The organism is Saccharothrix stipae (assembly GCF_054781895.1).
Map to the genome: position 1 here is coordinate 117,396 of NZ_BAAGTN010000006.1, position 25,747 is coordinate 143,142.

General features: G+C 71.0%; 27 protein-coding genes, 1 tRNA gene and 1 pseudogene. 17 read left to right on the forward strand and 12 right to left on the reverse strand.

From position 1 onward, the window contains the following. Nucleotides 1-7 precede the first annotated feature (7 nt). The 7 genes from ACYVLT_RS12350 (at nucleotide 8) to ACYVLT_RS12380 (ending at nucleotide 6,626) form a co-directional block, all read left to right on the forward strand. Entirely contained in the window at nucleotides 8-1,210 is a 1,203-nt protein-coding gene (locus ACYVLT_RS12350; protein ID WP_461120277.1) for an acetyl-CoA C-acetyltransferase, read from the forward strand. Continuing rightward, on the forward strand, nucleotides 1,211-1,972 hold the full coding sequence (locus ACYVLT_RS12355) for an SDR family NAD(P)-dependent oxidoreductase (protein ID WP_461120278.1): 762 nt from the start codon (nucleotides 1,211-1,213) through the stop codon (nucleotides 1,970-1,972). A gap of 82 nt (nucleotides 1,973-2,054) precedes the next feature. Continuing rightward, nucleotides 2,055-3,260, forward strand: coding sequence for a hypothetical protein (locus ACYVLT_RS12360; RefSeq protein ID WP_461120279.1), 1,206 nt, complete (start codon nucleotides 2,055-2,057; stop codon nucleotides 3,258-3,260). Beyond that, nucleotides 3,257-4,717: a vWA domain-containing protein gene (locus ACYVLT_RS12365; protein ID WP_461120280.1), complete on the forward strand. Its 1,461-nt coding sequence runs from the start codon at nucleotides 3,257-3,259 to the stop codon at nucleotides 4,715-4,717. The genes ACYVLT_RS12360 and ACYVLT_RS12365 overlap by 4 nt, the downstream gene beginning before the upstream one ends. Then, nucleotides 4,704-5,459, forward strand: coding sequence for a hypothetical protein (locus tag ACYVLT_RS12370; protein WP_461120281.1), 756 nt, complete (start codon nucleotides 4,704-4,706; stop codon nucleotides 5,457-5,459). Before ACYVLT_RS12365 ends, ACYVLT_RS12370 begins: the two co-directional genes overlap by 14 nt. Before the next feature lie 22 nt (nucleotides 5,460-5,481). Continuing rightward, the gene (locus ACYVLT_RS12375) at nucleotides 5,482-6,066 is read left to right on the forward strand and encodes a TetR/AcrR family transcriptional regulator (RefSeq protein ID WP_461120282.1); all 585 of its coding nucleotides are present in this window, start codon (nucleotides 5,482-5,484) and stop codon (nucleotides 6,064-6,066) included. Continuing rightward, nucleotides 6,063-6,626, forward strand: coding sequence for a DinB family protein (locus ACYVLT_RS12380; RefSeq protein ID WP_461120283.1), 564 nt, complete (start codon nucleotides 6,063-6,065; stop codon nucleotides 6,624-6,626). Before ACYVLT_RS12375 ends, ACYVLT_RS12380 begins: the two co-directional genes overlap by 4 nt. Nucleotides 6,627-6,879: 253 nt before the next feature. Here ACYVLT_RS12380 and ACYVLT_RS12385 read toward each other — a convergent pair whose 3' ends face one another. The 3 genes from ACYVLT_RS12385 to fabG form a co-directional block, all read right to left on the reverse strand. Beyond that, nucleotides 6,880-7,518: a hypothetical protein gene (locus ACYVLT_RS12385; RefSeq protein WP_461120284.1), complete on the reverse strand. Its 639-nt coding sequence runs from the start codon at nucleotides 7,516-7,518 to the stop codon at nucleotides 6,880-6,882. A gap of 627 nt (nucleotides 7,519-8,145) precedes the next feature. Further along, on the reverse strand, nucleotides 8,146-8,604 hold the full coding sequence (locus tag ACYVLT_RS12390) for a MaoC family dehydratase (protein ID WP_461120285.1): 459 nt from the start codon (nucleotides 8,602-8,604) through the stop codon (nucleotides 8,146-8,148). 2 nt (nucleotides 8,605-8,606) lie between these two features. After that, entirely contained in the window at nucleotides 8,607-9,368 is a 762-nt protein-coding gene (gene fabG / locus ACYVLT_RS12395; protein ID WP_461120286.1) for a 3-oxoacyl-ACP reductase FabG, read from the reverse strand. Between the two features lie 105 nt (nucleotides 9,369-9,473). On the opposite strand from fabG, the gene ACYVLT_RS12400 reads away from it, so the two are divergent. Beyond that, nucleotides 9,474-10,286, forward strand: coding sequence for an SDR family NAD(P)-dependent oxidoreductase (locus ACYVLT_RS12400; RefSeq protein ID WP_461120287.1), 813 nt, complete (start codon nucleotides 9,474-9,476; stop codon nucleotides 10,284-10,286). A 5-nt stretch (nucleotides 10,287-10,291) separates the two neighbouring features. Next, nucleotides 10,292-11,245: a quinone oxidoreductase family protein gene (locus tag ACYVLT_RS12405; protein ID WP_461120288.1), complete on the forward strand. Its 954-nt coding sequence runs from the start codon at nucleotides 10,292-10,294 to the stop codon at nucleotides 11,243-11,245. A 154-nt stretch (nucleotides 11,246-11,399) separates the two neighbouring features. Here ACYVLT_RS12405 and ACYVLT_RS12410 read toward each other — a convergent pair whose 3' ends face one another. Continuing rightward, nucleotides 11,400-11,837, reverse strand: coding sequence for a DUF6319 family protein (locus ACYVLT_RS12410; RefSeq protein WP_461120289.1), 438 nt, complete (start codon nucleotides 11,835-11,837; stop codon nucleotides 11,400-11,402). Between the two features lie 147 nt (nucleotides 11,838-11,984). On the opposite strand from ACYVLT_RS12410, the gene ACYVLT_RS12415 reads away from it, so the two are divergent. Further along, complete coding sequence (locus ACYVLT_RS12415; RefSeq protein ID WP_461120290.1) at nucleotides 11,985-12,287, forward strand: DUF6401 family natural product biosynthesis protein; 303 nt, start codon at nucleotides 11,985-11,987, stop codon at nucleotides 12,285-12,287. On the opposite strand, the gene ACYVLT_RS12420 is transcribed toward ACYVLT_RS12415, so the two are convergent. The 6 genes from ACYVLT_RS12420 to ACYVLT_RS12445 all read right to left on the reverse strand — a co-directional run bounded on the left by ACYVLT_RS12420 (nucleotide 12,284) and on the right by ACYVLT_RS12445 (nucleotide 17,548). Further along, complete coding sequence (locus tag ACYVLT_RS12420) at nucleotides 12,284-12,991, reverse strand: RibD family protein (RefSeq protein ID WP_461120291.1); 708 nt, start codon at nucleotides 12,989-12,991, stop codon at nucleotides 12,284-12,286. The two genes, ACYVLT_RS12415 and ACYVLT_RS12420, sit on opposite strands and share 4 nt — an antisense overlap. A gap of 270 nt (nucleotides 12,992-13,261) precedes the next feature. Beyond that, entirely contained in the window at nucleotides 13,262-14,179 is a 918-nt protein-coding gene (locus tag ACYVLT_RS12425) for a membrane protein (protein ID WP_461120292.1), read from the reverse strand. A 112-nt stretch (nucleotides 14,180-14,291) separates the two neighbouring features. Continuing rightward, on the reverse strand, nucleotides 14,292-14,519 hold the full coding sequence (locus ACYVLT_RS12430; RefSeq protein WP_461120293.1) for a hypothetical protein: 228 nt from the start codon (nucleotides 14,517-14,519) through the stop codon (nucleotides 14,292-14,294). A gap of 20 nt (nucleotides 14,520-14,539) precedes the next feature. Then, complete coding sequence (locus ACYVLT_RS12435) at nucleotides 14,540-15,736, reverse strand: S8 family serine peptidase (RefSeq protein WP_461120294.1); 1,197 nt, start codon at nucleotides 15,734-15,736, stop codon at nucleotides 14,540-14,542. 139 nt (nucleotides 15,737-15,875) lie between these two features. Beyond that, nucleotides 15,876-17,060 (reverse strand): cation:proton antiporter, encoded by a 1,185-nt coding sequence (locus tag ACYVLT_RS12440; protein ID WP_461120295.1) that lies wholly within the window; start codon nucleotides 17,058-17,060, stop codon nucleotides 15,876-15,878. A gap of 5 nt (nucleotides 17,061-17,065) precedes the next feature. Continuing rightward, a complete protein-coding gene (locus ACYVLT_RS12445; protein WP_461120296.1) occupies nucleotides 17,066-17,548 on the reverse strand; it encodes a cation:proton antiporter regulatory subunit in 483 nt (160 codons plus the stop codon). 19 nt (nucleotides 17,549-17,567) lie between these two features. Here ACYVLT_RS12445 and ACYVLT_RS12450 point away from each other — a divergent pair, with 19 nt between their 5' ends. The 7 genes from ACYVLT_RS12450 (at nucleotide 17,568) to ACYVLT_RS12480 (ending at nucleotide 23,638) form a co-directional block, all read left to right on the forward strand. After that, complete coding sequence (locus ACYVLT_RS12450) at nucleotides 17,568-18,677, forward strand: DUF1015 family protein (protein ID WP_461120297.1); 1,110 nt, start codon at nucleotides 17,568-17,570, stop codon at nucleotides 18,675-18,677. A gap of 111 nt (nucleotides 18,678-18,788) precedes the next feature. Continuing rightward, a complete protein-coding gene (gene cmk / locus ACYVLT_RS12455; RefSeq protein ID WP_461120298.1) occupies nucleotides 18,789-19,517 on the forward strand; it encodes a (d)CMP kinase in 729 nt (242 codons plus the stop codon). Continuing rightward, entirely contained in the window at nucleotides 19,514-20,161 is a 648-nt protein-coding gene (locus tag ACYVLT_RS12460; protein ID WP_461120299.1) for a lysophospholipid acyltransferase family protein, read from the forward strand. The genes cmk and ACYVLT_RS12460 overlap by 4 nt, the downstream gene beginning before the upstream one ends. Further along, nucleotides 20,158-21,564: a ribosome biogenesis GTPase Der gene (der, locus tag ACYVLT_RS12465; protein WP_461120300.1), complete on the forward strand. Its 1,407-nt coding sequence runs from the start codon at nucleotides 20,158-20,160 to the stop codon at nucleotides 21,562-21,564. Before ACYVLT_RS12460 ends, der begins: the two co-directional genes overlap by 4 nt. A 37-nt stretch (nucleotides 21,565-21,601) precedes the next feature. Next, nucleotides 21,602-22,258, forward strand: coding sequence for a response regulator (locus ACYVLT_RS12470; protein ID WP_461120301.1), 657 nt, complete (start codon nucleotides 21,602-21,604; stop codon nucleotides 22,256-22,258). Beyond that, nucleotides 22,252-23,388 carry a sensor histidine kinase gene (locus ACYVLT_RS12475; protein WP_461120302.1) on the forward strand — a complete coding sequence of 379 codons (1,137 nt, stop codon included), beginning with the start codon at nucleotides 22,252-22,254 and terminating at the stop codon, nucleotides 23,386-23,388. Before ACYVLT_RS12470 ends, ACYVLT_RS12475 begins: the two co-directional genes overlap by 7 nt. 176 nt (nucleotides 23,389-23,564) lie before the next feature. Next, nucleotides 23,565-23,638: transfer RNA gene (locus ACYVLT_RS12480), tRNA-Pro, on the forward strand. 89 nt (nucleotides 23,639-23,727) lie between these two features. Here ACYVLT_RS12480 and ACYVLT_RS12485 read toward each other — a convergent pair. Beyond that, entirely contained in the window at nucleotides 23,728-24,618 is an 891-nt protein-coding gene (locus tag ACYVLT_RS12485; protein ID WP_461120378.1) for a tyrosine-type recombinase/integrase, read from the reverse strand. Beyond that, a pseudogene (locus tag ACYVLT_RS12490) lies at nucleotides 24,549-24,899 on the reverse strand (Arm DNA-binding domain-containing protein); the annotation flags it as partial. The gene ACYVLT_RS12485 and the pseudogene ACYVLT_RS12490, both read right to left, overlap by 70 nt. Between the last annotated feature and the right edge of the window lie 848 nt (nucleotides 24,900-25,747).

The following is a 25,747-nucleotide window of genomic DNA, read 5'->3' on the forward strand; positions in this document are numbered from 1 at the left end:
CACCGCCATGCCCGAGGCCGTCATCGTCGCCACCTCGCGTTCCCCGATCGGCCGGGCGCGCAAGGGGTCGCTGGTCGACCTGCGCCCGGACGACCTGGCCGCGCAGGTCGTCGCCGCCGCGCTGGACCAGGTCCCCGAGCTGGACCGCGGGGAGATCACCGACCTGCACCTGGGTTGCGCCGAACCGCAGGACGAGCACGGCCAGAACGTGGCCCGCCGCATCGCCGTGCAACTCGGCCTGGACACCCTGCCCGGCACCACGGTCAACCGGTTCTGCGCCTCCTCGGTGCAGACCGCGCGGATGGCGTTCCACGCGATCAAGGCGGGCGAGGGGCACGCGTTCATCAGCGCGGGCGTCGAGTGCGTCTCGCGCTACCGCCACGGCGACCCGCACTTCAACCCGCTGTTCGACGAGGCACGCGCACGCACGCAGCGCACCGCCGAGACCAACGAGCCGTGGCACGACCCGCGCGAGGACGGCGTGCTGCCGGACTACTACATCGCGATGGGCCAGACCGCCGAGAACGTCGCGACGACGCTCGGCATCAGCCGCCGCGACCAGGACGAGTTCGGCGTCCGCTCGCACAACCTGGCCGAGAAGGCCATCGCGGACGGCTTCTTCGACCGCGAGATCACCCCGGTGACGCTCCCGGACGGAACGGTCGTCTCCGCCGACGACGGGCCGCGCAAGGGCGTCACCTACGACGCCGTGTCGGCGCTCAACCCGTCGTTCCGCCCGCAGGGGACCGTGACGCCCGGCAACTGCTGCCCCCTCAACGACGGCGCGGCGGCCGTCGTCGTCATGAGCGACGTGCGCGCCAAGGAACTCGGGCTGACCCCGTTGGCGCGGATCGTGTCCACCGGCGTGTCCGGCCTCTCGCCGGAGATCATGGGCCTCGGCCCGGTCGACGCCACCAGGCAGGCGCTCGCGCACGCGAACCTGACCATCGACGACATCGACCTGGTCGAGATCAACGAGGCGTTCGCGGTGCAGGTGCTGGGCAGCCAGCGCGCGCTCGGCATCGACATGGACAAGCTGAACGTGCACGGCGGCGCGATCGCGCTGGGCCACCCGTTCGGCTCCACCGGCGCCCGCATCATGACCACCCTGATCAACGGGATGCGCTCGCGCGACGCGCGGTTCGGGCTGGAGACGATGTGCGTCGGCGGCGGTCAGGGCATGGCGATCATCCTGGAGAGGTTGAGCTGAATGGGAATCCTGGACAAGTTCCGGCTGGACGGGCAGGTCGCGATCGTCACCGGCGCGTCCTCGGGTCTGGGCGTGGCGTTCGCCAAGGGCCTCGCCGAGGCAGGCGCGGACGTGGTGCTCGCCGCCCGGCGGGTGGACCGGCTCAAGGACACCGCGCGGCTGGTGGAGAGCGCCGGTCGGCGCGCGCTGGTCGTGCAGGCCGACGTGGCGCAGCCGGACGACTGCCGTGAGGTGGCCCGGGCCGCGGCCGAGTTCGGCCCGGTGCACGTGCTGGTGAACAACGCCGGCGTGGCGTCGGCGGTGCCCGCGTCCCGGGAGACGCCGGAGCAGTTCCTCGGTGTCATGGACGTCAACCTCAACGGCACCTACTGGATGGCGCAGGCGGCCGCGGCCGTGATGACCGGCGGCGGGTCGATCATCAACGTCTCCAGCGTGCTCGGCCTGGTCTCCGGCGGGCTGCCGCAGGCGGCGTACTCCGCGTCGAAGGCGGGCGTGATCGGCCTGACCCGCGACCTGGCGCAGCAGTGGACCGGCCGCAAGGGCATCCGGGTCAACGCGATCGCGCCCGGCTACTTCGCCTCCGAGATGACCGACCAGTACCCCGAGGGCTACCTCGAAGCGCACATCTCGAAGCTGCCGATGGGCCGGGTGGGCGATCCGGAGGAGCTGGCGGCGGCGGTCGTGTTCCTGGCTTCGGCGGCGGGCGGCTACACCACCGGCACGACGTTCGTGGTCGACGGCGGCGTGACGCTGGGCGGCTGAATTCCCGACTTGTAACCCACCGCGGCGGCACGGCGATCTAGCCTCGTAGGCAGGGGAGATCGCCGTCCGCCCGGGGGAGTCCGTGGTCGCGAAGAGCTCGACCGAAGAACCCAGCCTGACCATCCTCGACCCGCCGAGATCGGTGTTCCGGCGCAAGCGCTTCCTGCTGCCGTTCGGGGTGTCGGCGGGTATCGCCCTGGTCGGCGCGATCGCGCTGTTCGCGTCCGGCACGGTGGCGCTGCCGTTCCAGCGGATCACCGTGGTGACCGCGATGATGGCGTCCAAGTCGGTGTACTTCCAGGATCCCGAGGTCCGCCGGATCCTGATGGCCAATGGCATCGACGTGCGCGTCACCGACTCGGGCGGGTCGCGGGAGATCGCCCGCGACCGGCAGGACCGGGTCCGCGAGTTCGACTTCGTGATGCCGTCCGGACAGGCCGCGGGGGAGCTGATCCGGGACCGCTTCGGCGGCCGGGTGTTCTTCCCGTTCGCCAGCCCGCTGGTGCTGGGTGCGTTCAAGGAGTACGCCGATGCCCTGGTGCGGGCCGGCGCGGCGGAGGAGCAGAGGCGGCAGGAGGGCAAGGCCGGGCTCTACTACACGCTCAAGCTGGACGCCTTCGTCAAGGACCTGTCCCTGCCCGGTGGCGCGAAGCCGAGGCTGTGGTCGGACCACGGCATCGCGGGCAACCGCAACCAGATCGTCGCCCAGTCCCCGAACCCCTGCGACTCCTACTCGGGTTCGGCGTGGCTGGGCCTGGTCGCGTTCGCCGCGAACGGCTCGGCCGCTCCCACCGAGCAGAACGCCCTGGCCGTCGCCGCGCAGATCAAGCCGGTGTTCGAGATCGAAGGGCTGCACGGCTCCGGCATCGGCACCACGTTCTTCCACCCGGACGGCCGCACCACCGCGCCCGTCGGCGTCATGTACGAGCACCAGTACATGGCCTACCAGCTCGCCGAGGTGGCCAAGCACGGCCGGCCCGACACCGAGCGGGTCCTGCTCTACCCCGACGCGCACCACCGCACCGAGCCGTGGCTGATCGCGTTCAGCCCGGCGGGCGAGAGGGTCGGCGAACTGGTGCGCAGCCACGCGGACCTGCGCCGCCGCGCCCTGGAGCTCGGTTTCCGGCTGGACAACGAGAACTCCACCGCGCTCACCGAGCTGCTCGCGCAACGCGGCCTGCCCGAGCCGGAGCTCAGCCCCACCGAGGGGTTCCTGCCCAAGCCGCCCGAGCTGGAGCAGATGATCAGGCAGGTCGGTCGCTGCCCGGAGATCCGGGTGCCGATATGAGGTGGGCCGCCCTGCTCCTGGTGGCGGCGGTGCTGGCGGGCTGCACGTCGAGCAAGCCCGAGCAGGTCACGTTGACCGTGCTGGCCAGCTCGGAGCTGGCGGACCTGCACACCGTGCTGGCCGACCTGCGCCGCGACACCGGGGTCGAGCTGAAGCTGGACCACCGCGGCACCGTGCGGGCGAGCGAGGACCTGGCCGCCGGTGTGGACCACGACCTGGCGTGGCTGGCCACGAACCGGTACCTCAAGCTGAAGTCCGCCGACCTGCCGCTGTCCACCACGACCATGCTCTCGCCGCTGGTGCTGGGCGTGAAGCAGGGCACGGCCGACGCGCTGCGCGGCGCGTCGTGGGCCGACGTGGCGAGCCGTGCGGCGGCGGGGGAGCTGCGGTTCGGCATGGCCGACCCGAGGGTGTCCGGCAGCGGCATGGCGGCGTTGATCGGGGTGGCCACGGCCGCTGCGGGCACGGGCGCGGCGTTGCGGGCCGAGGACGTCACCTGCGACAAGCTCCAGGGCTTCCTGACCGGACGGGCGTTCGGCGCGCCCGGCGCGGCCGAGGTCGCGGACGAGTACGTGCAGCGGCAGGACGAGGTGGACGCCGTGGTCGCGTACGAGTCGACGGTGCTGTCGCTCAACGCCTCCGGGCAGCTCCGCGAGCCGTTGGAGGTCGTGTACCCGCAGGACGGGATCGTGCTGTCGGACTACCCGTTGATGCTGCTCAAGCCGGACAAGCGGGCCGCGTACGACCGGGTGGTGCAGTGGCTGCGCACGCCGTCGGCCCAGCGCTCGATCATGGAACGCACGCACCGCAGGCCGGTGGACCCCCAGGTCGAGCGCACGGAGAAGCTGCGTGAGCCGATCGGCACCGCGCTGTACTTCCCCGGCACGCAGGAGGTCGTGGACACCCTGCTCGCCGCCTACGACCGGGCCGGTCAGCCGGGCCGGGTGGTGTTCGTGCTGGACCACTCCACGTCCATGGCGGGCGCGCGGATCGCTGGGCTGCGGGAGGCGTTCGCGACGTTGAGCCGGGCGGGCGGGTTCGACCGGTTCCGGGTGGGGGAGACGGTCGTGCTGGTGCGGTTCGCGGGCACCGTGCTGGAGGAGCGTTCCGTCGTCATCGGGAGCGCCGCGGACCTGGAAGGGCTGGCCACCGCATTGACCACGGCGGAGCTGGTCGAGAGCGGCACCGCGATCTGGTCGGCGCTGGACCACGCCTACCGGATCGTCGGCGACGGCACGGTGGTGCTGATGACCGACGGCGAGAACAACGCCGGCATGAGCGCGGACGAGTTCCTGGCCGCGTGGCCGGACCCGCCCGCGCGCACGTACGCGATCCGGTTCGGCGAGGCCGACCCGGTGGAGCTGGGCCGGGTGGCGGGCGCGACCGGGGGACGCGTCGTGGACGCGGGCGCCGGGTCGCTGCTGGAGGCGGTGAAGGAGATCCGTGGCTGTCGATAGAGGACTGTGGTGGTCGGTGTGGTGGCCGTGGGCGGTCGTGTGGATCGCGACCGCGCTGGCGATCGTCGTGGCCATCGGCGTCGGCCTGTGGGCGTGGCGGTCGCGGCACCGGTTCGCGCCGCCCCGCGAGGTGCCCGGGTTGACCATCTACCTGCACGAGAAGTCCGTGATGGACCTCTACCAGGTCGGGCGGTACGGCGACGCGATGACCAAGGAGGTCGTGGACCGGGTCGGCGTCACCAAGGACGGCAAGATCGCGTTGAAGGGCCTCGACCTGGGCGTGGAGGGGGCGCGGACGTCCGGCCGCGAGGTGGTGAAGACCTACATCGAGCAGTACGAGCCGATCGCGGTGGTCGGCGTGCTGCTGGACGCGCTGGAGTCCGCGTCCGGGGTCGTGCACGTCGACCTGCGCGACCTGACCGTGCTGCGGAACACGGCGTTGGAGCAGCACCTGGAGACGACCGACGCGGTGCGGCTGCGGCGGATCGACTCGTACGTGTCGGTGAAGGGCGTGTTCCGGGTGGCGTCCGACGGCGACGGCACCACGGTGTTCCTGGCCCCGTTCGGCGACCCGGACGACCCCGAGCAGGGGCCGCAGGTGCGGGTCGAGTGCTACAACGCCGGTCTGCGCGACGACGTCGTGCCCGAGGGCGGCTTCCAGGCGCGGTGCCTGGGCAAGGTCCAGTCGTGGAAGGCGGACGCCCAGCAGCTCGTCATCCGCCCGATCGCGATGTTCCAGTGATCGGTCGTGCGATGCTTGGCCCATGGCATCGGTACCGGAGCGGCTGATCGACGCCGCGACGCGGTTGTTCGCCGACAGGGGCTTCGACCGGGTCGCGGTGCAGGACATCGTGGACCTCGCCGGCGTCACCAAGGGCGCCATGTACCACTACTTCGGGTCCAAGGACGACCTGCTGCACGAGATCTACGGCAGCCTGCTGCGGATGCAGACCGAGCGGCTGGACCACTTCGCGTCCGGGTCCGCGCCGGTCGCCGAGCGGTTGCACGCGGCGGCGGTCGACGTCGTGGTCACGTCGGTGGACAACTTCGACCAGGCGCGGGTGTACTTCCGCTCGGCCGACCACCTGGCCGAGGACAAGCGGCGGGAGATGCGGGCGGAGCGGCGGCGCTACCACGAGCGGTTCCGATCGCTGGTGGAGGAGGGGCAGGCCGCCGGCGTGTTCCGCGCCGACGTGCCCGCGGACCTGACCGTGCACTACTTCTTCGGCAGCGTCCACCACCTCGGTCAGTGGTACAGCGCCGACGGGCCGCTGTCGGCCAAGCAGGTGGGCCGCCACTTCGCCGACCTGCTGCTCGCGTCCTTGCGTCCCGTGGAGGGTTCGTCGTGAAGTCAGACCTGCACCGCTACCTGCGCACGGCGCGCGAGGCGATGCTGTGGAAGCTGGACGGCCTGTCGTCCTACGACGCCCGTCGACCGCTGACGCCGACCGGCACCAACCTGTTGGGCCTGGTCAAGCACCTGGCCGCGATGGAAATCGGCTACTTCGCCGACACGTTCGGCCGACCGTTCGGCGAGCGGTACGAGTGGATGGGCGAGGACGCGGAGCCCAACGCGGACATGTGGGCGACGGCCGACGAGTCCCGTGAGGACATCGTCGGTCTCTACCGCCGGGCGTGCGAGCACGCGGACGCGACGATCGACGCGCTGGACCTCGACTCACCCGGCGAGGTGCCGTGGTGGGGACCGCAGCGGCGGGTCGTCACGCTGCACCTGATCCTGGTCCACATGATCGCGGAGACCAACCGCCACGCGGGCCACGCCGACATCGTCCGCGAGCTGGTCGACGGCGCGGCGGGCCTGCGCGCGGACAACGACAACATGCCGTCGGTGGACTGGCAGACGTACCACGCGAAGCTGGAACGCACCGCCCGGGAGGCCAGCGCCTGACCCTTCGCTCTCGCAAGTGGGCCCATTCGGATGTGGCGTGATCATCTCAGGCGTGAGCCGTAGACATGTCCCGACATGTCTACGGCCACACCGCAACAGCTTCGACTTTTCATCCAGCTGGAGCTGCCCTACCCTAGGGCTGCGAGCCTCGCAAGCCATGCGCCCCTTCCCAAGGATCTTGGCTTACGGCCCGGTGGTGACCGGCGGTCCCGACAGACCTACTAAGACCGGTCACCGTCTGGTCGGTGACGCATCACTGAACCTCTTTCTTCTGGTGAAAGCCGTCTTGTGATGGCGGCTCAACCGGTTCAAATGCCAGACTCTTCACGAATGCTGCGATTCGCGCTGCATCAGCGCTCGTGAGATCCACTGGCAAGTCCAGATTGACAAGAAGATCAGGGCGAAGTGGCAACTGGTACCGGATCAGTCCAGGAACGAGCGTGGTTTCTTCCGGTGACGGCGGCGGAGGTTCCGCACGGAGGCTCTTCCTCTCGTCCGCAACGCTCTTCGGCGTGGTAGGTGGAGCGCTTGGGGGCGCAACCTTCTTCGCTGCGTTGTTGGCTTTGGTTCGCCTCTTGAGGGACGATTTCCAGTTCGGGTCTTTGTCAAGCCATGCCAAGAAGAGCGCTACGGACTGGCGGAAACGCCCCTTGTAGGTGTTCAAGCTCGAAGTGCTGTACTTAGTTCTGTTCCGGTTCTCGAACCGTTCGAGAAGTTGGTCAACATCAATCTCGCGAAGGTTGACTTCTTCAGGATTATCTTCGATGTTCAAGATGTTCCGCGAGGCGCTAGTAAAAGCCGCAGCTGTCGCCGGATTCATCTCACCGCGTTGGCCAGCCCAGGTAAGGAACTGCAGCAACCCGGCTCCGGTCGCCTCCTCCGGTGCGGTCATGACTGCCTCCTTCCTGGATCGCCGTACGTCTGTATGGACTAGTAGAGCACCCTGTCTAACCTGTGTCAAGCGGTCAGACAGACCGTGTACACGGTCTTATACTTGATCTAGCAGAGGTCTGGACATGTATATTGCCTGGTGGGGCGATGTTGGAGGCTTCGCATATGACGATCTTGTCGATGCTGTCAGGCGGTCGGCGCTGCTCTCAGGCATGGCTAACGGCAAAGAGCAAGTAACCGGTAGACGTCATCAGCGAGGCCTGAAGCTCGATGGGCGGCCGATGACAGGGCGTCGATGGACTTTCCCTGTCGGGATCCCCGCGAAGCAGGGCGAGCTCAAGAGCTGGCAGCGTGACAGCGCCATGCTGGCAGGACATCGGCCTGGTGCAGTTACTGCCGACGTGCGACCACCTAGTTCGGCGGCCGGTTGACAAGCTGCGGGAGTGCGTCCAGACGTGGAGGTCGGCGACTCGAGCGAAACGCCCGATCAAGGTTCGAGACGACCCTGCGCTACAGAACGCCTGCAGCGCGAGTTGAGAAGGTGCTCCGACGTTTCCGGGCTGACCTGGACGAAGGCGACGGCACGGCACTCGTCGGGGGAGTGCCGTGCCCGTCGGGTCTCTCGGACTCAGGCGGCCGGGACGAGCAAGACCACGGTCTCCGCGACGCACGCGGGCTTCGGGTTGCCCTCGATCTCGACGGTCACCTTCACCACTGCCTGCTTGCCCTGCGCCACGTCGGTGATCTCGGCCAGCTCGGCGCCGGCCCGCACCCGCGACCCGACGACCACCGGGCTCGGGAACCGCACCTTGTTCAGCCCGTAGTTCACGCCCATGGCCAGGCCCTGCACCGTGTAGACGTCCCGCACCAGCATCGGGATCAGCGACAACGTCAGGAACCCGTGCGCGACCGGCGCGCCGAACGGCCCGGCGGCGGCCTTCTCCAGGTCCACGTGGATCCACTGGTGGTCGCCGGTGGCGTCGGCGAACAGGTTGATCTCCGCCTGCGTGACCTCGTGCCACTCGCCGTGACCGAGGTGCTCGCCCTTGGCGGCCACGAGCTCGTCGAGGTTCGCGAATACCCGCATCGTCAGTCCTTCGGTCCGCCGGCGACGTAGATCACTTGACCGGACACGAACCCGGCGCCCTCGCTGACCAGGAACGACGCCGTGTGCGCGATGTCCTCGGGCGTGCCGACTCGCTGCACCGGGATCGCCGCCGCCGCGCCCTTCTTGAAGTCCTCGAAGTCGATGCCGACCCGGGCCGCCGTCGCGGCGGTCATGTCGGTCGCGATGAACCCCGGCGCGATCGCGTTCACCGTCACGTTGAACTTGCCCAGCTCGATCGCCAACGTCTTGGTGAAGCCCTGCAAGCCCGCCTTGGCCGCCGCGTAGTTCGCCTGGCCCCGGTTGCCCAGCGCCGACGTGCTGGACAGGTTGACGATGCGGCCCCACTTCGCCGCCGTCTGGAACGCCTGCACCGCCCGGCTCATCAGGAACGAGCCGCGCAGGTGGACGTTGATCACCGCGTCCCAGTCGTCGTCGGTCATCTTGAACAGCAGGTTGTCCCGCAGGATGCCCGCGTTGTTGACCAGCACGGTCGGCGCGCCGAGCTCGTCGGCGACCCGCTGCACGGCCGCGTCGACCGCCGCGCTGTCGCTGACGTCGACACCCACCGCGATCGCGGTCCCGCCGGAGGCCTTGATCTTCTCCACGGCCTCGGCGCAGCTGTCCTCGGAGAGGTCGAGCAGCGCGACGGCCATGCCGTCCCGCGCGAGCCGCGTGGCTACGGCGGCGCCGATGCCGCGTGCGGCACCGGTGACGATGGCCACCCGTGCGTCCGTCTCGGCCACGGTCAATCCTCCTTGATCTGCGGGCCTAAGCAACCGCTTAGTAACCTACCGGCGAGGTCGTCTTGACGCCAGAGCGCGTCGGAGGAACCATACCGACTGGTCGGAATGTCAGCCAGAGGAGGCGCGGTGGAGTTCTCGGGCAAGGTCGCACTGGTCACCGGAGCCGCGAACGGCATCGGGGCGGGGGTGGCGCGCCGACTGGCCGCCGCGGGCGCGTCGGTCGTGGTCGCCGACGTGGACGACGCGCGGGGCAAGGCCGTCGCCGACGAGGTGGACGGCGTGTTCGCGCACTGCGACGTCCGGGACCCGCGGCAGAGCGAGGCCGCGGTGGCGACGGCGGTGGAGCGGTTCGGCGGGCTGGACATCGCCGTGCTCAACGCGGGCATCGCCACGGGCTTCGGGCTGGGTGAGGACTTCGACGCCGAGCGGTACCGCACGGTCATGGGCATCAACCTCGACGGTGTCGTGTACGGCGTGCACGCGGCGTTGCCCGAGCTGCGCAAGCGCGGCGGGCACATCGTCGCCACCGCCAGCATGGCGGGCCTCATGGCCATGCCCATGGATCCCCTGTACGGCGCGAACAAGGCCGCCGTCGTCGGCCTGGTCCGCGGCCTGGGCCCCGGGCTCGCCGCGGAGGGCGTCACCGTCAACGCCGTGTGCCCGTCGTTCGCCGACACCGCGATCATCACCGGCTTCAAGTCCACATTGGAGGCCGCCGGGATGCCGGTGATGAGCGTGGACGACGTGGTCGACGCGTTCGTCTCCGTGTTGCGCGACGGCAAACCCGGTGAATGCTGGTTCGTGCAGGCCGGGCGACCCAGCGCGCCGTTCGCCTTCCCCAACCCACCCGGCCCGCGCACCGCCACCGGCGAACGCGTGCGGCTCGACCACGACCCGATCGCCACCAAGGAGAGCTGACACCCGTGCGTGCCATCCAGATCACCGAGTTCGGCGGACCCGAAGTCCTCACCGAGGTCGAGCTGCCCGACCCCGTCGCGGGGCCGGGCGAGCTGCTCGTCGACGTCAGCCGCGCGGGCCTGAACTACGCCGACACCCACCAGGCCGAGAACTCCTACCTGTCCAAGATGGAGCTGCCGCTGGTGCCCGGCGGCGAGGTCGTCGGCACGGCGGGCGAGCGGCGCGTGGTCGGCCTGACCAACTTCGGCGGGTACGCGCAGAAGGCCGCGGTGCCCGAGGCGACCGCGTTCGACGTGCCGGACGGCGTCGACGACCTCACCGCGTTGAGCATGGTCGTGCAGGGCGCGACGGCGTGGCTGCTGCTGCGCAAGAGCGCGCACCTGGAGGCGGGGGAGACCGTCGTCGTGCACGCGGCCGCCGGCGGGGTCGGGTCGCTGGCCGTGCAGCTGGCCAAGAAGTGGGGCGCGGGCCGCGTCATCGCCACCGCCAGCACCGAGGACAAGCGCAAGCTCGCCCTCGACCTGGGCGCGGACGTCGCGGTCGACTCGACCGCCCCGGACATGACCGACGTGCTGCGCGAGGCCAACGGCGGGCGTCGCGTCGACATCGTGCTGGACATGACCGGCGGCGCGGTCACCGACCAGAGCATCGCCGCGCTCGCGCCGTTCGGCCGCCTGGCGTTCTACGGCATGGCCAGCCGCGAGAAGCCGACGCCGGTCGACCCGGGCCGGCTCCTGGTCCACTCCACGGCCATCGCGGGCATGTGGCTGCCCCACGCGTTCCGGCTCCCCGGCCGCGTCGTGCACCGCGCCATGGCCGAGCTGTTCGACCTGGTCCTGGCGGGCGACCTGCGAGCCGTGCCGGGCGGCGAGTACGGCCTGTCCGAAGTGCGCCAGGCCCACGAGGCCCTCCGCGCCCGCCGAACCACCGGCAAACTCATCCTCGACCCCTCCCGCTGACCCGAAGGACACGGAGTCGCGCTGGTGCGCTGGCTACTTGCTGCAACGCCTGGCGCCGGTGCTGGGGCCCGAGGGGTGACGTCCGCACGTCACCTGTTCGCGGGACCGGGGGCCGTCGCCCGTGGTCGGGCGGCGACCCCTCGGTTCCGGCAGGTCAGTCGCTCAGCTCGGCCAACGCGGCCTTGACCTTCGCGAGCTCGGCCTCCAGCTCCTCCATCCGCGTGCGGTGCTGGCTGCGGGCCGCCTCGATCACCTCGTCGATGCCGCCCGCGATGTCGTCGTGCAGCTCCTTGGCCGCCCGCGACACCGCCGCGGCCGAGATGGTCAGACCCTGCACGACCCGCTTGGTGCCGTGCACCAGGTCGGCCTGCCACTCGCCGTCCGCGGTGCCGGTGACGGTCAGCGTCAGCTCGACCGTCCGCGTCTTCTTGGCCGTCGACTTCGGCCGCTTCACGGGCTTGGCCTCCGGCTCCGCCGGCTGCTCCGAGGGCTGCTCTGCCTGCGTCACGGGTGCGACCTCCTGCTGCACGGGTGCGGCGGGCGCCTCGGCGTCCACCGTCTCTTCCTGCTCCACGAGCGTGTCCGCCTGCACGTTCTCGTTTCCTCTCTGCGCATCCGGCTCGACCCGGCGTGATCATAGAACACGTGTTCGATGGTGGGTCGATCGCCCCGCACAGCGTAGGGTGTCGGCCTTGTGAGCGGTTGGAGGCACTTCTCCGCTCGCCGGTTCTTGGACCGGTTGAGCGACGAAATCGGTTTCGCGGCGGTGCTGGCGCCCGGTGTCCTGGCGCCCGGGGTGCTGGCCGCGGTCGACCAGCACGGTGCGGCGGTGCGCGACATCCTCGCGTTCGGCGTGCCCGCGGCGGCGGTGGCGGGCGTGGTGCTGCTCGCCGGGTACGCCAAGGGCGTGCTGGACGAGGCTAAGGCGCACGGCTGGGAGCCGCCCGCGCTCGTGGACTGGGCGAACGCCGACTGGCTGACCCTGAGACTGGCCGCCGTCTGCCACCTCGCCCGCCACGACGAGCCCGCGCTGGAGCCCTAGCCCCGCACCGGCCGGCTGATCAGTCGCACGTCGGCCCCGGACCGGGTCACGTCCACCAGTTCCAGGCGCAGGATGCCGGACATGCTGCGGACACCGGCGTCACCCAGCCCGCTCTTGCCGGAGCCGAGCAGGGCGGGCGCGACGTAGTTCACCACGCGGTCGACGAACCCGTGCGCGATGAAGCCGCCCGCCAACGTCGGCCCGCCTTCCAGGAACAACCCCCGCACACCACGCGCGTGCAGACCCGCCAGCACCGCCGGCAGGTCCAGGCCCCTCTCGGCCCGCCGCGCCCTCAGCACGTCCGCCACCCCCGCGAGGTGCGAGGCGTCGGCGTCCTCGGCGACCACGACGAGCGTCGGCGCGGTGTCGTCGCACACCTTCGCGTCACGCGGCGTCCGGGCGTTGCTGTCGATCACCACGCGCAGCGGTTGGCGGTCGGGGACGGCGTCGCCGCGCACCGCGAGGCTCGGGTCGTCCGCCTGCTGCGTGCCGGAGCCGACGACGGTCGCGTCACAGCCCGCGCGGAGCAGGTGCACCTCGGCGCGGCTCTCGGCACTGGTGATCCACTGGCTGGTGCCGTCCTCGGCGGCGATCCGCCCGTCGAGCGTGGCCGCGAACTTGTAGACGACGAACGGGCGCCGCAGCGACCGGTTGACCGCGTCCCACTCGTCCCGACCGACCAACTCGTCAACGCTGAGCGCCACCCGCATCCCCTCGACCCCGGTTGACCGGCCCCCGAGGACACCCGCGCGACCAGCGCCCGGAAGTGTCCTCGGCGATCAAAATTGTCAGACCCCGCCGGCAGAATAAAAGCAGGGGTCCCCTTGGCGAGGACCCCTGCGAAGCGTTCGAACTGCCCGCGTCCTGGTGGCGGAGCGGCTCCCGACGGTTCAGGAACGGCTGCGGAGCGTTCGAACGGCGTGTCGTAGCGCGAGCCGTGCCCGGTCGGCGCTGTTCTCAGGCCGGGTAAGGCGTCAGTGCTGCTCGCCGGGCGGGTACTGGCCCGGGTGCGGCTGGACCGGTCGGGTCGGGTCGGCCTGCGGCACCGGTTGGCCCACCGGCGGCGTCGGCATGCTCGCCGCGTGCGCCGGGGTCTCGGTGATCCGGGTCGTCTGCTCGGAGGGCGAAACCGGCGCGCCCTGGGCCGTCCGCTGCACGTCCTCACGCCCGCGCTGGTAGGCCTCCGCCTGCGCCTTGGCCTGCGGCGCCTCGTTCTCCGCCTTCGTCAGCCAACCCTCCCACCGCTGCTGCATGGGCTTGACCAGGCCGCCGCCGACGCCGACGACCGCGATACCGCCGACCGTCGCCAGGATGGTGATCAGGATCGGGGTGGTGACCGTGGTGGCGACACCGATCTGGTTCAGCGCCGCGATCACGCCGAGCGCGATGATGAACCACGAGGCGATCTTGCCGAGCGTCGCGCCGTACGACAGCCCGCCGAGCGCACGCGTCAGGATGTCCTGCACGGCCCGCGCGATGGCGGCGGCGACCACGATGATGACGATCGCCACGATCGCCCGCGGCAGCCAGGCCACGATCTCGGTCAGCAGGTCGCTCACCGGGTTCGACCCGAACAACCCGAACGCGATCTGCAACGCGATCAGCAGCACCGCGTAGTACACGAGCTGCGCGACCAGTCCCGAGGCGTCGAACTTGGACTTCGCCAGCGCGTCACCGATCCCACCGCGCTGCACGGCGCGGTCGAAGTGCACCCGCTCCAGCACCTTGTTCACCGCCGTGCGCAGCAACCGGGCGACGATCCACCCGATGAGCAGCACGAGGAGGAACCCGACCAGCTTCGGCAGGAAGGTCACCACGGAGCGCAGGGCGTCACCGGTTGCGTCACCGATGCCTTGAGCCTGCACCGTCTGCGCGGCGAGCAGGGCTTTCATCGTCTTCGACCTCCTCGGACGACCGGTACGTCTCAGCGAACCGGTTACCCGAGGTGCCGACGCCGAACCCTTCGCCCCTCCACCGGGTGACACCCAGAGGTAAAAGCGCAGGTCAGGCCTCCGGCGTCGGTGGTAGCCGCACGGTGCGGTCCACCTCCACGTGCGAGACGCCGGGCACGGCGCCGAGCAGGTCGCCCCCACCAGGGGCGACCGACCCGGTGACCACGCCCAGCGTCTCCAGCACGTCCTCCACCACCATCCCGGCCGCGCGCAGCGCCGAGACCACGGTGGGCAGGTCGGTCAGGCCGTCGTCGGCGACCGAGACCACGACCCTGTCCACGGAACGCCTCCGTCACCTGATCAGGGAGCCTGGACCAGGCCCGCACCCACGTCCGTGGACGGCAAGCCCAGCCGGCGCCCGCTCTGCGACAGCCTGGCCCACAGCTCCCACCCGCGCGCGTTGTGCTTCTCCGCGATGAGCGCCGCGACTCCGGCGACGTGCGGCGTGGCCATGCTGGTGCCCTGGATGCGCTTGTGCATGCCCAGCCCGCCGTCCTCGACGTTCCAGCTGGAGTAGACGTCCACGCCGGGGCCCGAGAGGTCCACCTGGCCGATGGTGTCGACCGTCCCGCAGGAGAAGGGCGCGATCGCGCGCTGCACGTCGACCGCGCCGACGGAGAGGATCGACGGGCAGTTGGCGGGGTGGCCGACCGGCGCGACCTTGCCCGGCCGCTTGCTGTCGTTGCCCGCCGCCGCGACGATCAACGTGCCCTTGGCCAGGGCGCGCGTGGCGGCGTGCTCGAAGATCTGCGAGTGCGGCGTGCCGGGTCGCACGGTCGCGCCCAGTGACATCGAGACGACCGCGCAGCCGTTGGCGATGGCCCACTCGATGCCCGCCAGGATGCCGCTGTCGGTGCCGCTGCCCTTGTTCGACAGCACCTTGCCCGCGTAGATCTCGGCCTCGTGGGCGACGCCGTAGCCGGGGCCGCCGCTGGCCGCCTTGCGCGGTCCCGCGGCGGAGCCGATGCAGTGCGTGCCGTGGCCGTGCGCGTCGTCCACCGTCTCACCGTCGATGAACGACTGCGTGATCACGGTGCGGCCGGCGAAGTCGGGGTGCGCGACGGTGAAACCGGTGTCGAGCACGGCGATCCGCACGCCCTTGCCGGTGACCGAGCTGAGGTTCGCGCCCACGGCCTGCAAGCCCCAGGTGAACACGGACTCGTCCACGGCGGCCGCCTCGGCCTGCTCGGTGTCCGGCGTCGCCGAGTAGGCGTGCACGACGCGCTCGGCCTCGACCACGGCGATCGGGCCCGGCGCCTCGGCCGCCCTGGTCAGCCTCGTGACCTGGTCCGGCGACGCGCTGACCACGGCGATGCCCAGGTCCTGGAAGATGACGCCGTCGGCCGCGGCGAAGTCCGCTCTGGTGGCGGCGTCGGCGGTGCTCGCGGCGTTGATGCCGGCGACCCGGTTCATCTCCCGCGCGCCGGCGGCGACCGACTTGTCGTCGAGGAGCACCAGGTAGCGGCCAGTGGTCTCGGTGCCCGTTGGTTGTGACATGACGACCCCCTTCGGGGTTGGACGGCAGTCAGGTGTAACCCCGGATCACGCCCGCGCTCAATCGCCCGGAAGAGTTGGCGACTTGCGCGAACGTGGGCCTATGCCGTAGTGGAGCCGTCCCGGCGGGAAGAGATACAGGTCAGGCCGTTGCCGGAGCGGTACCACGCTTTCGGGTGAACTTCCTGGCCAACGGCTCCACCACGCGTGCCGCGACCGGCCCAAGCACCGCCATCAACAGCACGTACGCCGTCGCGAGCGCCGCCAGCTGCCCGTCCACCGCGCCGGACGCCACCGTGAGCGACGCGATCACGATCGAGAACTCGCCCCGCGCGACCAGCGCCGCCCCCGCGCGGGCCCGACCCATCCGCCCGATGCCCTGCCGCCGCGCGGCCCACCACCCGGTGGCGACCTTCGTCAGCGTCGTCACCACGGCCAGCGCCACCGCGAGCACCAGCACCGGCGGTATCGACGCCGGATCGGTGTTCAGGCCGAACACCACGAAGAACATCGCCGCGAACAGGTCCCGCAGCGGCTCCAGCATCCGGGTCGCGTTCTCCGCCGTCGACCCGGAGATCGCGATGCCCAGCAGGAACGCGCCCACCGCCGCCGACACCTGCAGCTGCGAGGCCACGCCCGCGACCAGCAGCGCCGCGCCGAGCACCTTGAGCAGGAACACCTCCGGGTCGGGGCTGTCCACCAGCGCCGACACGTACCGGCCGAACTTCAGCGCGATCACCAGCACCACCGTGATCGCGGCCAGCGAGATGCCCACCGCGGTCAACCCGCCGACGAAGCTCACGCCCGCCAGCACGGCGGTCAGGATCGGCAGGTAGACCGCCATCGCCAGGTCCTCGAACACCAGCACCGACAGCACCACCGGGGTCTCCCGGTTGCCCAGCCGGCCCAGGTCGCCGAGCACCTTGGCGATGATCCCGGACGACGAGATGTAGGTGACGCCGCCCATCGCCAACGCGCCGACCGGGCCCCAGCCCAGGATCAACGCCGCGATCACGCCCGGCGTCGCGTTCAGCACGATGTCGACCAGGCCGGCCGTCCACGACTTCTTGAGCCCCGTCATGAGCTCGGCGGCCGAGTACTCCAGGCCGAGCAGTAGCAGCAGGAGGATGACGCCGATCTCGCTGGACAGGTGGGTGAAGTCCTCGATGCCGTGCAACGGCACCAGGCCGCCCTGCCCGAAGGCCAGGCCGCCGATCAGGTAGAGCGGGATCGGGGAGATGCCGACCCGCCACGCCATCTTGCCGAGCAGGCCCAGCCCGAAGAAGACCGCACCCAGTTGGATCAGTGCGATTGCGGTGTTGTGCAAGGTGCTCAGCCACCGCCCAGCAACTCGGCCGCGGCGGCGAGGCCGTCGGCCGTGCCGACCACGACGACGAGGTCGCCGCCCGTGAAGACGAAGTCCGGGCGCGGCGACGCGTGCACCGAACCCGCCCGCACCACGGCCACGATGGACGCGCCGGTGCGGGTGCGCAGCTCGGTCTCGGCCAGCGGGCTGCCGTCGAACCGGGAGCCGGGCACGATCGGGAACTGCTTGGTGGAGATGCCCGCGACCTCGCGGTGCTGCTCCTGGAGGTGCGCGACCAGCTGCGGCGAGCCGAGCAGCCCGGCCAGGGTGCTCGCCTCCGCCGGGGTCAGCGCTATCGACGCCGCGCAGTCGTCCGGGTCGTCGAGGTGCGAGACGATCAGCTCGAACTTGCCGTCACGGTGCGTGATCACCCCGATCCGCCGGCCCGCGCGGATCATGAAGTCCTGACGGGTGCCGATCCCCGGAAGCGGCGTCACCTCGACGTTCACACCATGTGATCCTAGTCGAGTGACAGCACGCGTTCGGGCGATCAGCCGTGGGTGGGTGGTGCGCGACCGCGTGCCGGGGCCGGACGTGGACGAGTTCGCCGAGCCGGAGCGGATCGTCGCCGCGCTGGCCCGCGCCCGTCCCGGCACGCTGCTCGCGGTGCAGCACCCGCACCGCACGCCCGCCGCGCTGGCCGCCGGGTCGAGCCTGCTCGACGCCCTGCCGCACGCCGTCGCCGAGCTCGCCCACCTGCGCCGCACCGCCTACCGCGAGGTGCGGGACGTGGTCGCGCCCTACCGGGTGGACGGCCCGGACGGCACCGCGCACGGCCTGCTGTGCATGGTCGACCCGGCGGCGGTCGGGCACACCGAGGACGTGTACCCCGACGTGGTCGCCGAACGGGCGCGCGTGCTGTCCGGCCTCGGCTGCGTGACCAGCGCGGCGATGCTCGTGCCGGTGGCGCGCGAGGTCGAGCTCACCCGGCTCGTGGCGGACGTGGACGACGAGCCCGCCGTGTCGGTCGTCGACCCCGGCGGGCGGCGGCACTGGCTGTGGCTGGTGGGACCGGGCGAACGGCAGGACGCGTTGCTGGCCGCCGCCGGCGAGCACCCCCTGATGGTGGCCGACGGCAACCACCGGGTGGCCGCGTCGGCCGGGCTGTCCGGGCTGTTGGCGCTGGTCACGGCCGGTCCCGACCTGCGGATCGGGCCGATCCACCGTGCCGTCGCGGGCACCGGGCTGTCGCTGGCCGACATGGTGGTCGCGTGGCGCGCGCTCGGGCTGGTGGTGACCCCGGTCGACGCCGCGACCCGTCCGTCGCCGGGGGTGGTGGTCGCGGTGGCCGGTTCGGCCGCGGTCCGCGTCGAGCTGCCGTCGACGGGCGTCGACCACGCGTTCGTCGAGGCCGTGCTGCTGGACAAGGCGCTCGGGCTGGACCCGGAGAGCCCGCACGTGCGGCCGGTGACCGGTGACGTGCCCGACGGCGCGCCGGCGGACGCGGTCCTGCTGATCGCCCCCGTGCCGCTGGCCGACGTGCTGGACGTGCACGCGGCAGGCGGCCGGATGCCGCGCAAGAGCACCTACTTCACCCCGAAGCCGCGCAGCGGGCTGCTGCTGGCCGACCTGGGCTGACCGCGCGGGCGGCGCGGACGGGGCACGACAGGCCACCTGATGTGGGTGTGACGGGCCGCACCAGGCACAATTGGAGGTTGACGACCGTCGTCGCTTGAGGAGGAACACCCCGTGGGACACGGTGAGCTGCGTGGCGTGGTGGCCCTGGACGGGCCTTCCGGCACCGGCAAGTCCTCCGCGGCGCGGCGGCTCGCGGCGACCCTCGGCGCACGCTACCTCGACACCGGGGCCATGTACCGGGCGGTGACGCTGGCCGTGCTGCGCGCCGGTGTCGACCTCGCCGACCAGGTCGAGGTCGCCCGGGTCGCCGCGGCGGCACCGCTCGTGCAGGGCACGGACCCGGACCGCTCGACCACCTCCCTCGACGGCCACGACGTCGGCGCGGAGATCCGCGGCCCCGAGGTGACGCTGGCCGTGTCACCGGTGTCGGCCGTGCCCGCGGTGCGCGAGCTGCTGGTCGCCGAACAGCGCCGGATCATCGCGCGGGCGGTGGACGAGGTGGGCGGCATCGTGGTCGAGGGCCGCGACATCGGCACCGCCGTCGCACCCGACGCGCCGCTCAAGGTCTACCTGACCGCCGACGCCGAGGCCCGCGCCCAGCGCCGCGCCAGGCAGGACAGCGCGTCCGGCCGCGAGTCCACCCTGGACGCCACGCTCGCCGACGTGCAGCGCCGTGACGCCTACGACTCGTCACGAGCGGTGTCGCCGTTGCGCGCCGCCGAGGACGCCGTCGTGCTCGACACGACGACGCTCGACCTGCCCGGCACGCTGGCCGCGTTGCTGGAGCTGGTGGACTCCCGCGGGCTGCTGGCCCAGCCGAGCGGACGGGTGCGCGGGTGACCGACCAGCTCCCCGACGGTGCGACGCCCTGGCTGCACGACGTCGGCCGGTGGATCTCGCGCGGACCCTTCCAGCTGCCGTTCCGCGTCCGCACGCACGGCGTCCCGCGGATGCCGCTGGACGGCCCCGTGGTCATCGTGGCCAACCACAGCTCGATGGTGGACGGACCGATATTGTTCGGCCTCCTGCCCCGGCGCGTGGTGTTCTTGATCAAGCAGGAGATGTTCAGGGGTGTGGCGGGCACGCTGCTGCGCAGGATCGGCCAACTGGCCGTGCGCCGCGGCGAACCCGACCGGGCGCCGCTGCTCGCCGCGCAGAAGGTCCTGCGGGCCGGCGGCGTGGTCGGCGTGTTCCCCGAGGGCACCCGGGGCACGGGCGACGTGGCCGAGGCGCAGGCCGGCGCGGCGTGGCTCGCCCGCACGACCGGCGCGGTCGTCGTGCCCATCGCGTGCCGCGGCACCCTGCGCCCGGCCGGAACCCGACGGCGGTTCCGGCCCGTGGTGGACGTGCTCGTGGGTGAGCCGTTCGAGCTGCCGACCGACAAGGGTCGCCAGGCGCTCGTGAAGGCCACCGAGCAGGTCCGCGACCGCTTGGCCACGTTGGTGGCCGAGCTCGACAGCCAGCGAGGAGAAGCAACACCATGACGGACTTGGACGGCACCTGGGCGGACGAGTCCGACTGGACCGCGTTCGACGAGACGGTGGAGGGCGAGGAGGGCGGCCCGCCGCCGATGCCGGTGCTCGCCGTCGTCGGCCGACCGAACGTGGGCAAGTCGACGCTGGTCAACCGCATCATCGGCCGCCGCGAGGCGGTCGTGCAGGACGTGCCGGGCGTGACCCGCGACCGGGTCGCCTACGACGCGCTGTGGAACGGCCGCAAGTTCACCGTGGTCGACACCGGCGGCTGGGAGCCCGACGCCGTCGGCATGATGGCCGCCGTCGCCGCGCAGGCCGAACTGGCCATGGCCACCGCCGACGCGATCCTGTTCGTGGTCGACGCCTCGGTCGGCGCGACCACCAACGACGAGGCCGCCGTGAAGCTGCTGCGCCGGTCCAAGCGGCCCGTGCTGCTGGTCGCGAACAAGGTCGACGACGAGCGGCTGGTGGCCGAGGTGGCGTCGCTGTGGTCGCTGGGCCTCGGCGAGCCGATCCCGGTGTCCGGCCTGCACGGCCGCGGCTCCGGCGACATGCTCGACGCGATCCTCAAGGCCCTGCCGGAGACGCCGCGCGAGACGTTCGAGGCCGTCCGCGGCGGCCCGCGCCGGGTGGCCCTGGTCGGCCGGCCCAACGTCGGCAAGTCGTCCCTGCTCAACCGGCTGACCGGGGAGAACCGGTCGGTCGTGCACGACGTCGCGGGCACCACCGTCGACCCGGTCGACTCGCTGGTCGAGCTGGACGACGAGATGTGGCGGTTCGTCGACACCGCGGGCCTGCGCAAGCGGGTCAACTTCGCCTCCGGCGCCGAGTACTACGCGTCGCTGCGCACCAAGGCCGCGATCGAGTCCGCCGAGGTGGCGATCGTGCTGCTGGACGCGTCCGAGCCGATCAGCGAGCAGGACCTGCGGGTGCTGACCATGGTCGTGGAGTCCGGGCGTGCGTGCGTGCTGGCGTTCAACAAGTGGGACCTCGTGGACGAGGACCGGCGCCACGCGATGGTGCGTGAGCTGGAACGCGGACTGGTCCGGGTGCCGTGGGCCGAGAAGGTGAACATCTCGGCGTTGACGGGACGTGCGGTGCGCAAGCTCGCGCCCGCGCTGCGCACGGCCCTGGCCTCGTGGGACACCCGCATCTCGACCGGTCAGCTCAACTCGTGGCTGACCGACCTGATCGCCGCCACCCCGCCGCCGGTGCGCAGCGGCAAGCAGCCGAAGGTGCTGTTCGCCACCCAGGCCTCCACCCGGCCGCCGACGTTCGTGCTGTTCACGACCGGCTTCCTGGAGGCCGGCTACCGGCGGTTCATCGAGCGCAGGCTGCGCGAGGAGTTCGGCTTCCAGGGCAGCCCGGTGCGCATCTCGGTGCGCGTGCGGGAGAAGCGCACCAAGAAGTGATCGGTTGCCGGCGTGATCGGTTGCTCCGGCAGGCCGAATGCTGTTGCCTGGCATCGTGCCGGTGCGATTGGTCCTAGCTGACGACGAAGCGCTGCTCCGCCGAGGGCTGAAGGTGCTGCTCGAAGCCGACGGCCGGGTGCAGGTCGTGGCCGAGGCCGCGGACGGCGCCGGCCTGCTCGACGTCGTGCGCCGGTTCCGGCCGGACGTGGCCCTGGTCGACGTGCAGATGCCGGGCATGGGCGGGCTGGCCGCGCTGAAGGCGCTGCTGGCCTGGCCCGACCCGCCCGCGCTCGCCGTGCTGACCACGTTCGACCTGGACGACTACGTGGCCACGGCGTTGGAGCTCGGCGCCCAGGGCTTCCTGCTCAAGGACGCCGAGCCCGACGCCCTGGTGCGCGCCGTGCTCGACCTGGCCGCCGGGGGAGCGGTCCTGGACCCCCGGATCACCGCCCGGTTGCTGCCGAAGCTGCGCACCTCCCGGCTGCGGGGGAACGCGCAGCTCGACGGGCTGAGCGCCCGTGAACGGCAGGTGCTCGAACTGCTGGCGAGCGGGCAGCCGAACGGCGCCATCGCCGCGTCGCTCGGCCTGAGCGAGGCGACGGTGAAGAGCTACGTGTCCACCGTGCTCACCAAGCTCGGCGTCGAGAACCGCGTCCAAGCCGCCCTCGTCGCGCACCAGGTGGGCACGTGGTGATCCTCTTGGAGCTCCTGGTCGTCGTCGTGCCGGCGGCGATGGTGCTGCTCGCCGACTACGTGCCGTACACGTGGTCCATCCCGACGGCGCTGGCGGCCTGCCTGCTGCTGCCGGTGCGCCGTTGGCGGCCGTGGATAGCCGCCCTGGCCTGCCTGCCCGGCCTCATCGGCGGCCTGGGCTGGCCACCCACCGTGGTCGCGATGTACCGGGTGGGCCGCAAGTGCACCGTTCGAGCGATGATCACCTGGGTGACCCTGGCCACCGTGCTGCCGTCCACGCTGGTGGTCGTCAGCCAAGGCCTGGCCCCCGGCGCGGCCCTGCTCACGTTCGCGTTCAGCCTGTTCATGGCGGGCGCCCCCACCGCGCTCGGCGCCCTGATCACGACCAGGCGCGAGCTGACCGCGAGCCTCGCCGAAGCCTCCCGCGCCCGCACGGCCGAGCTGGAGGCCCGCGAGAGCGGCGCCCGTGCGTCGGAACGTGCGCGGATAGCCCGTGAGATCCACGACGCCGTCGGTCATCACGCGACGCTCATCGCGGTGGAGTCGGCCGCCCTCGCCGCCACCACGCAGGACGTCAAGACGCGTGAGACGGCCCTGCGCCTGCGAGCGTTGGCCAAGGAGGCCCTGGCCGAGATGCGAGCCGCACTGGGCCTGCTCAACACCGAACCGACGCCGGGCTTCGAGGGCATCCGTTCCCTGATCGACCGAGCGAAGTCCGCGGGCCTCACCGTTCGCTACGAGGACCAGAGCGGCCAACCCCCACCACCGGCCACGGGCCGCGCCGTCTACCGGGTGATCCAGGAAGCCCTGACCAACGTCACCAAACACGCCCCCGGCGCTGCCGTCCACGTGCGACTGTCAAAAAAGGACGGACGCCTCCGCCTGACGATCGTCAACGGCCCACCGACCACCTCGCCGCCGTCGTCGTCCCCGTCGCCGTCGCCGGACCAGGGCGGCCACGGCCTGCACGGCCTGACGGAGCGCGTGACCCAAGCCGGCGGCACCCTGACCACCACCACGAGGTCCGACGGCGGTTTCGCCCTGGAAGTCGACCTACCCTCAAGTCCGTCGAAAGTTGACACAGATGACTCGACTTTCGGCGGTAGTGCACGAAACCCGGCAAACGCATAGTGAGCCCGGGGCGTCGACTCGGGGGAGCGGTGCGACCGAGGGGAGCAGGGGCCCGCCAAGCGCGGGCCTCTGCCATCTCCGCAGGTAGGCTATCCGGGCGGCCCTCCAAGGGGGCCGCGTCGGGGGCCCGTTGCGAGTGCGCTAAGCTATCCGCGCACCCCACAACGGGATGCGGCCGGGACGTGGCGCAGCTTGGTAGCGCACTTGACTGGGGGTCAAGGGGTCGCAGGTTCAAATCCTGTCGTCCCGACGGTCGTGACCAGCGGGTTCACCTTTGTGGTGAACCCGCTGGTTTTGTTTTCGGGCTTATGTGGTCGCGGGGTGGTCGCGTCCTGCCGGTCAGGCGGCGTCGGCCTCGTTCAGTGCGTCGGCGATGACGTCAACGGCGTCGTGGGCGACGTGGCGTAGCAGGTGGCCGTAGACCTCGGTGGTGGTGGAGAGGGTCGAGTGGCGCATCGCGCGGGAGATCACGGCGAGTGGGATGCGTGAGTTGAGCATGGTGGTGGCGGCGAAGTCTCGCAGGTCGTGGACTCGACTCCTGGGCAGTCCGGCCGCCGCGGTGAGGTGGTGGAAGTGGTGCAGCACGTATTCGGGTCGTAGTGGGTTGCCGTCGCGTCGGCTGAAGACGAGGTCGCGTCCGGGTTGGCGGAGTCGTTGGCGATGGAGGGCGGTGACGACGCGGTCGGAGAGGCCGATCCAGGTGCGGCTGTTCTTGGCCTTGGGGGTGGTGAGGACCGGGTGGTGTGGTTGATGTTGGACAGGGTGTGGCGGATGAAGGCGACGTGGTCGGCGAGGTGGATGTCGTGCCAGTGCAGGGCGAGTGTCTCGCCTTTGCGCACGCCGGTGCCGATGATGAGTTCGTACAGGTCGGCGAGTGGGTCGGCGTGGTCGTGGCAGTAGCGCAGGAACTTCGCGGCCTCGATCGGTGACCAGCAGGTGGGCTCGTATTCGGGTGGTCGGGGGACCAGGGCGTACCGGGCGGGGTTGTGGGGGAGCCGTCGTTGCCGGACGGCGTCGGTGAGGGCGCTGGACAGGGTGGCGACACAGCGCCGCAGGGTGACCGGTCCGCGTCCCGCGGCGAGTTGGTCGCCGATGAACAGCGCGACGTGGTGGTGGCTGAGTGCGTCCAGTCGGGTGGTGCCGAGCGTTGGGATCAGGTCCTTCGTCACGTAGTCGTGGTAACGGGCCACGGTGGTCGGCTTGAGCGTCAATGCTTTGGTGCGCAGCCACGTGGTCAGGTAGTCGGCGACGGTCTGTTTGTCGTCGGTGACGATGCCGGTGCGCTCGTACTCCAGCACCTTGCCCAAGGCCGCCTGCGCCTCGGTCCTGGAGGCGAACCCGCCCCGTCGCCTGGTCTGCCGCCGACCGTCCGGGGAGGGCAGGTCGACCGCGAACGTCCACCGCCCGTGCTTGCCGCCAGCCAGTTTGGGGCATCGGGCGCCGAGCTGCCTGCCGACCGTGTCACGGCAGGCGCAACGTCGGTAGACACGCCCAGGTTGAGGGTTGCTCATTATGAACTTCTCTCGTGTTCCACGTCCCGGTCGGACGTGGAACACGAGCGTGCGCCGCGTGCGCCGCGTGCGACCACACGGCGACCACAGGCGCCGTGGCGGCAGGTCCGGGCCGCAGCACTTGTCGCCATGTCACTTTGTGCGGCGGGAACATGATCTCAAGCAGGCTTCGGTACTGCTCTACCAGCGGACGGTGACTTGAGGCGCACGATTGGCTGCGGGCGGGTACCGGAAAGGTTCCCGCCCGCAGCAGTTTCTAGCGGGACCTCGTCAAGTGGATCCTGGCCGACACCTCGTACTGGGCCCGCAGGGCGGACGACGGCTTGGGCGGGGTCGGAGCCGTAGTAGGACGGCGCGTGCCACGGCCCCGCCGCGGCACGCCCCGCGGCGGCCAAGACGGCTTCCGTACACGCCCGAGAGTGCGCAGAAGTGCGGTCTTTGGATTGCAGGATGAACGCATCGGAACTCCTTCGTGTTCGTATTCGTATTCGATGAAGCCTCGAGTTGGTCCCGACCGTCGGAACCCGCTCGTGGGTGCAGGCAGTCTTGCAGGCTCTCTCGAGAGGCCTTTGACCGCCTGCGTGGGTCAAGCGTGGGTCGAGCGTGGGTTGACGATCTACTCACGACTGGACAAAGGTGAGATGATGCTTGCATCGAACAGAGCGACCGCCTCGATCCAACAGTCCGAGCGCACGGGGAATCCATGGACATACGCCTTTTGGGTAGACTTGCCGTCCACGTGGAAGACCAAGAAATCGACATCAGGTCGACCATCGCCCAAGGCTTACTCGTAGTTCTCCTCTTGGCGCCAAACCAGAAGGGTGACCACTTGTACGTCGCGGATCGGA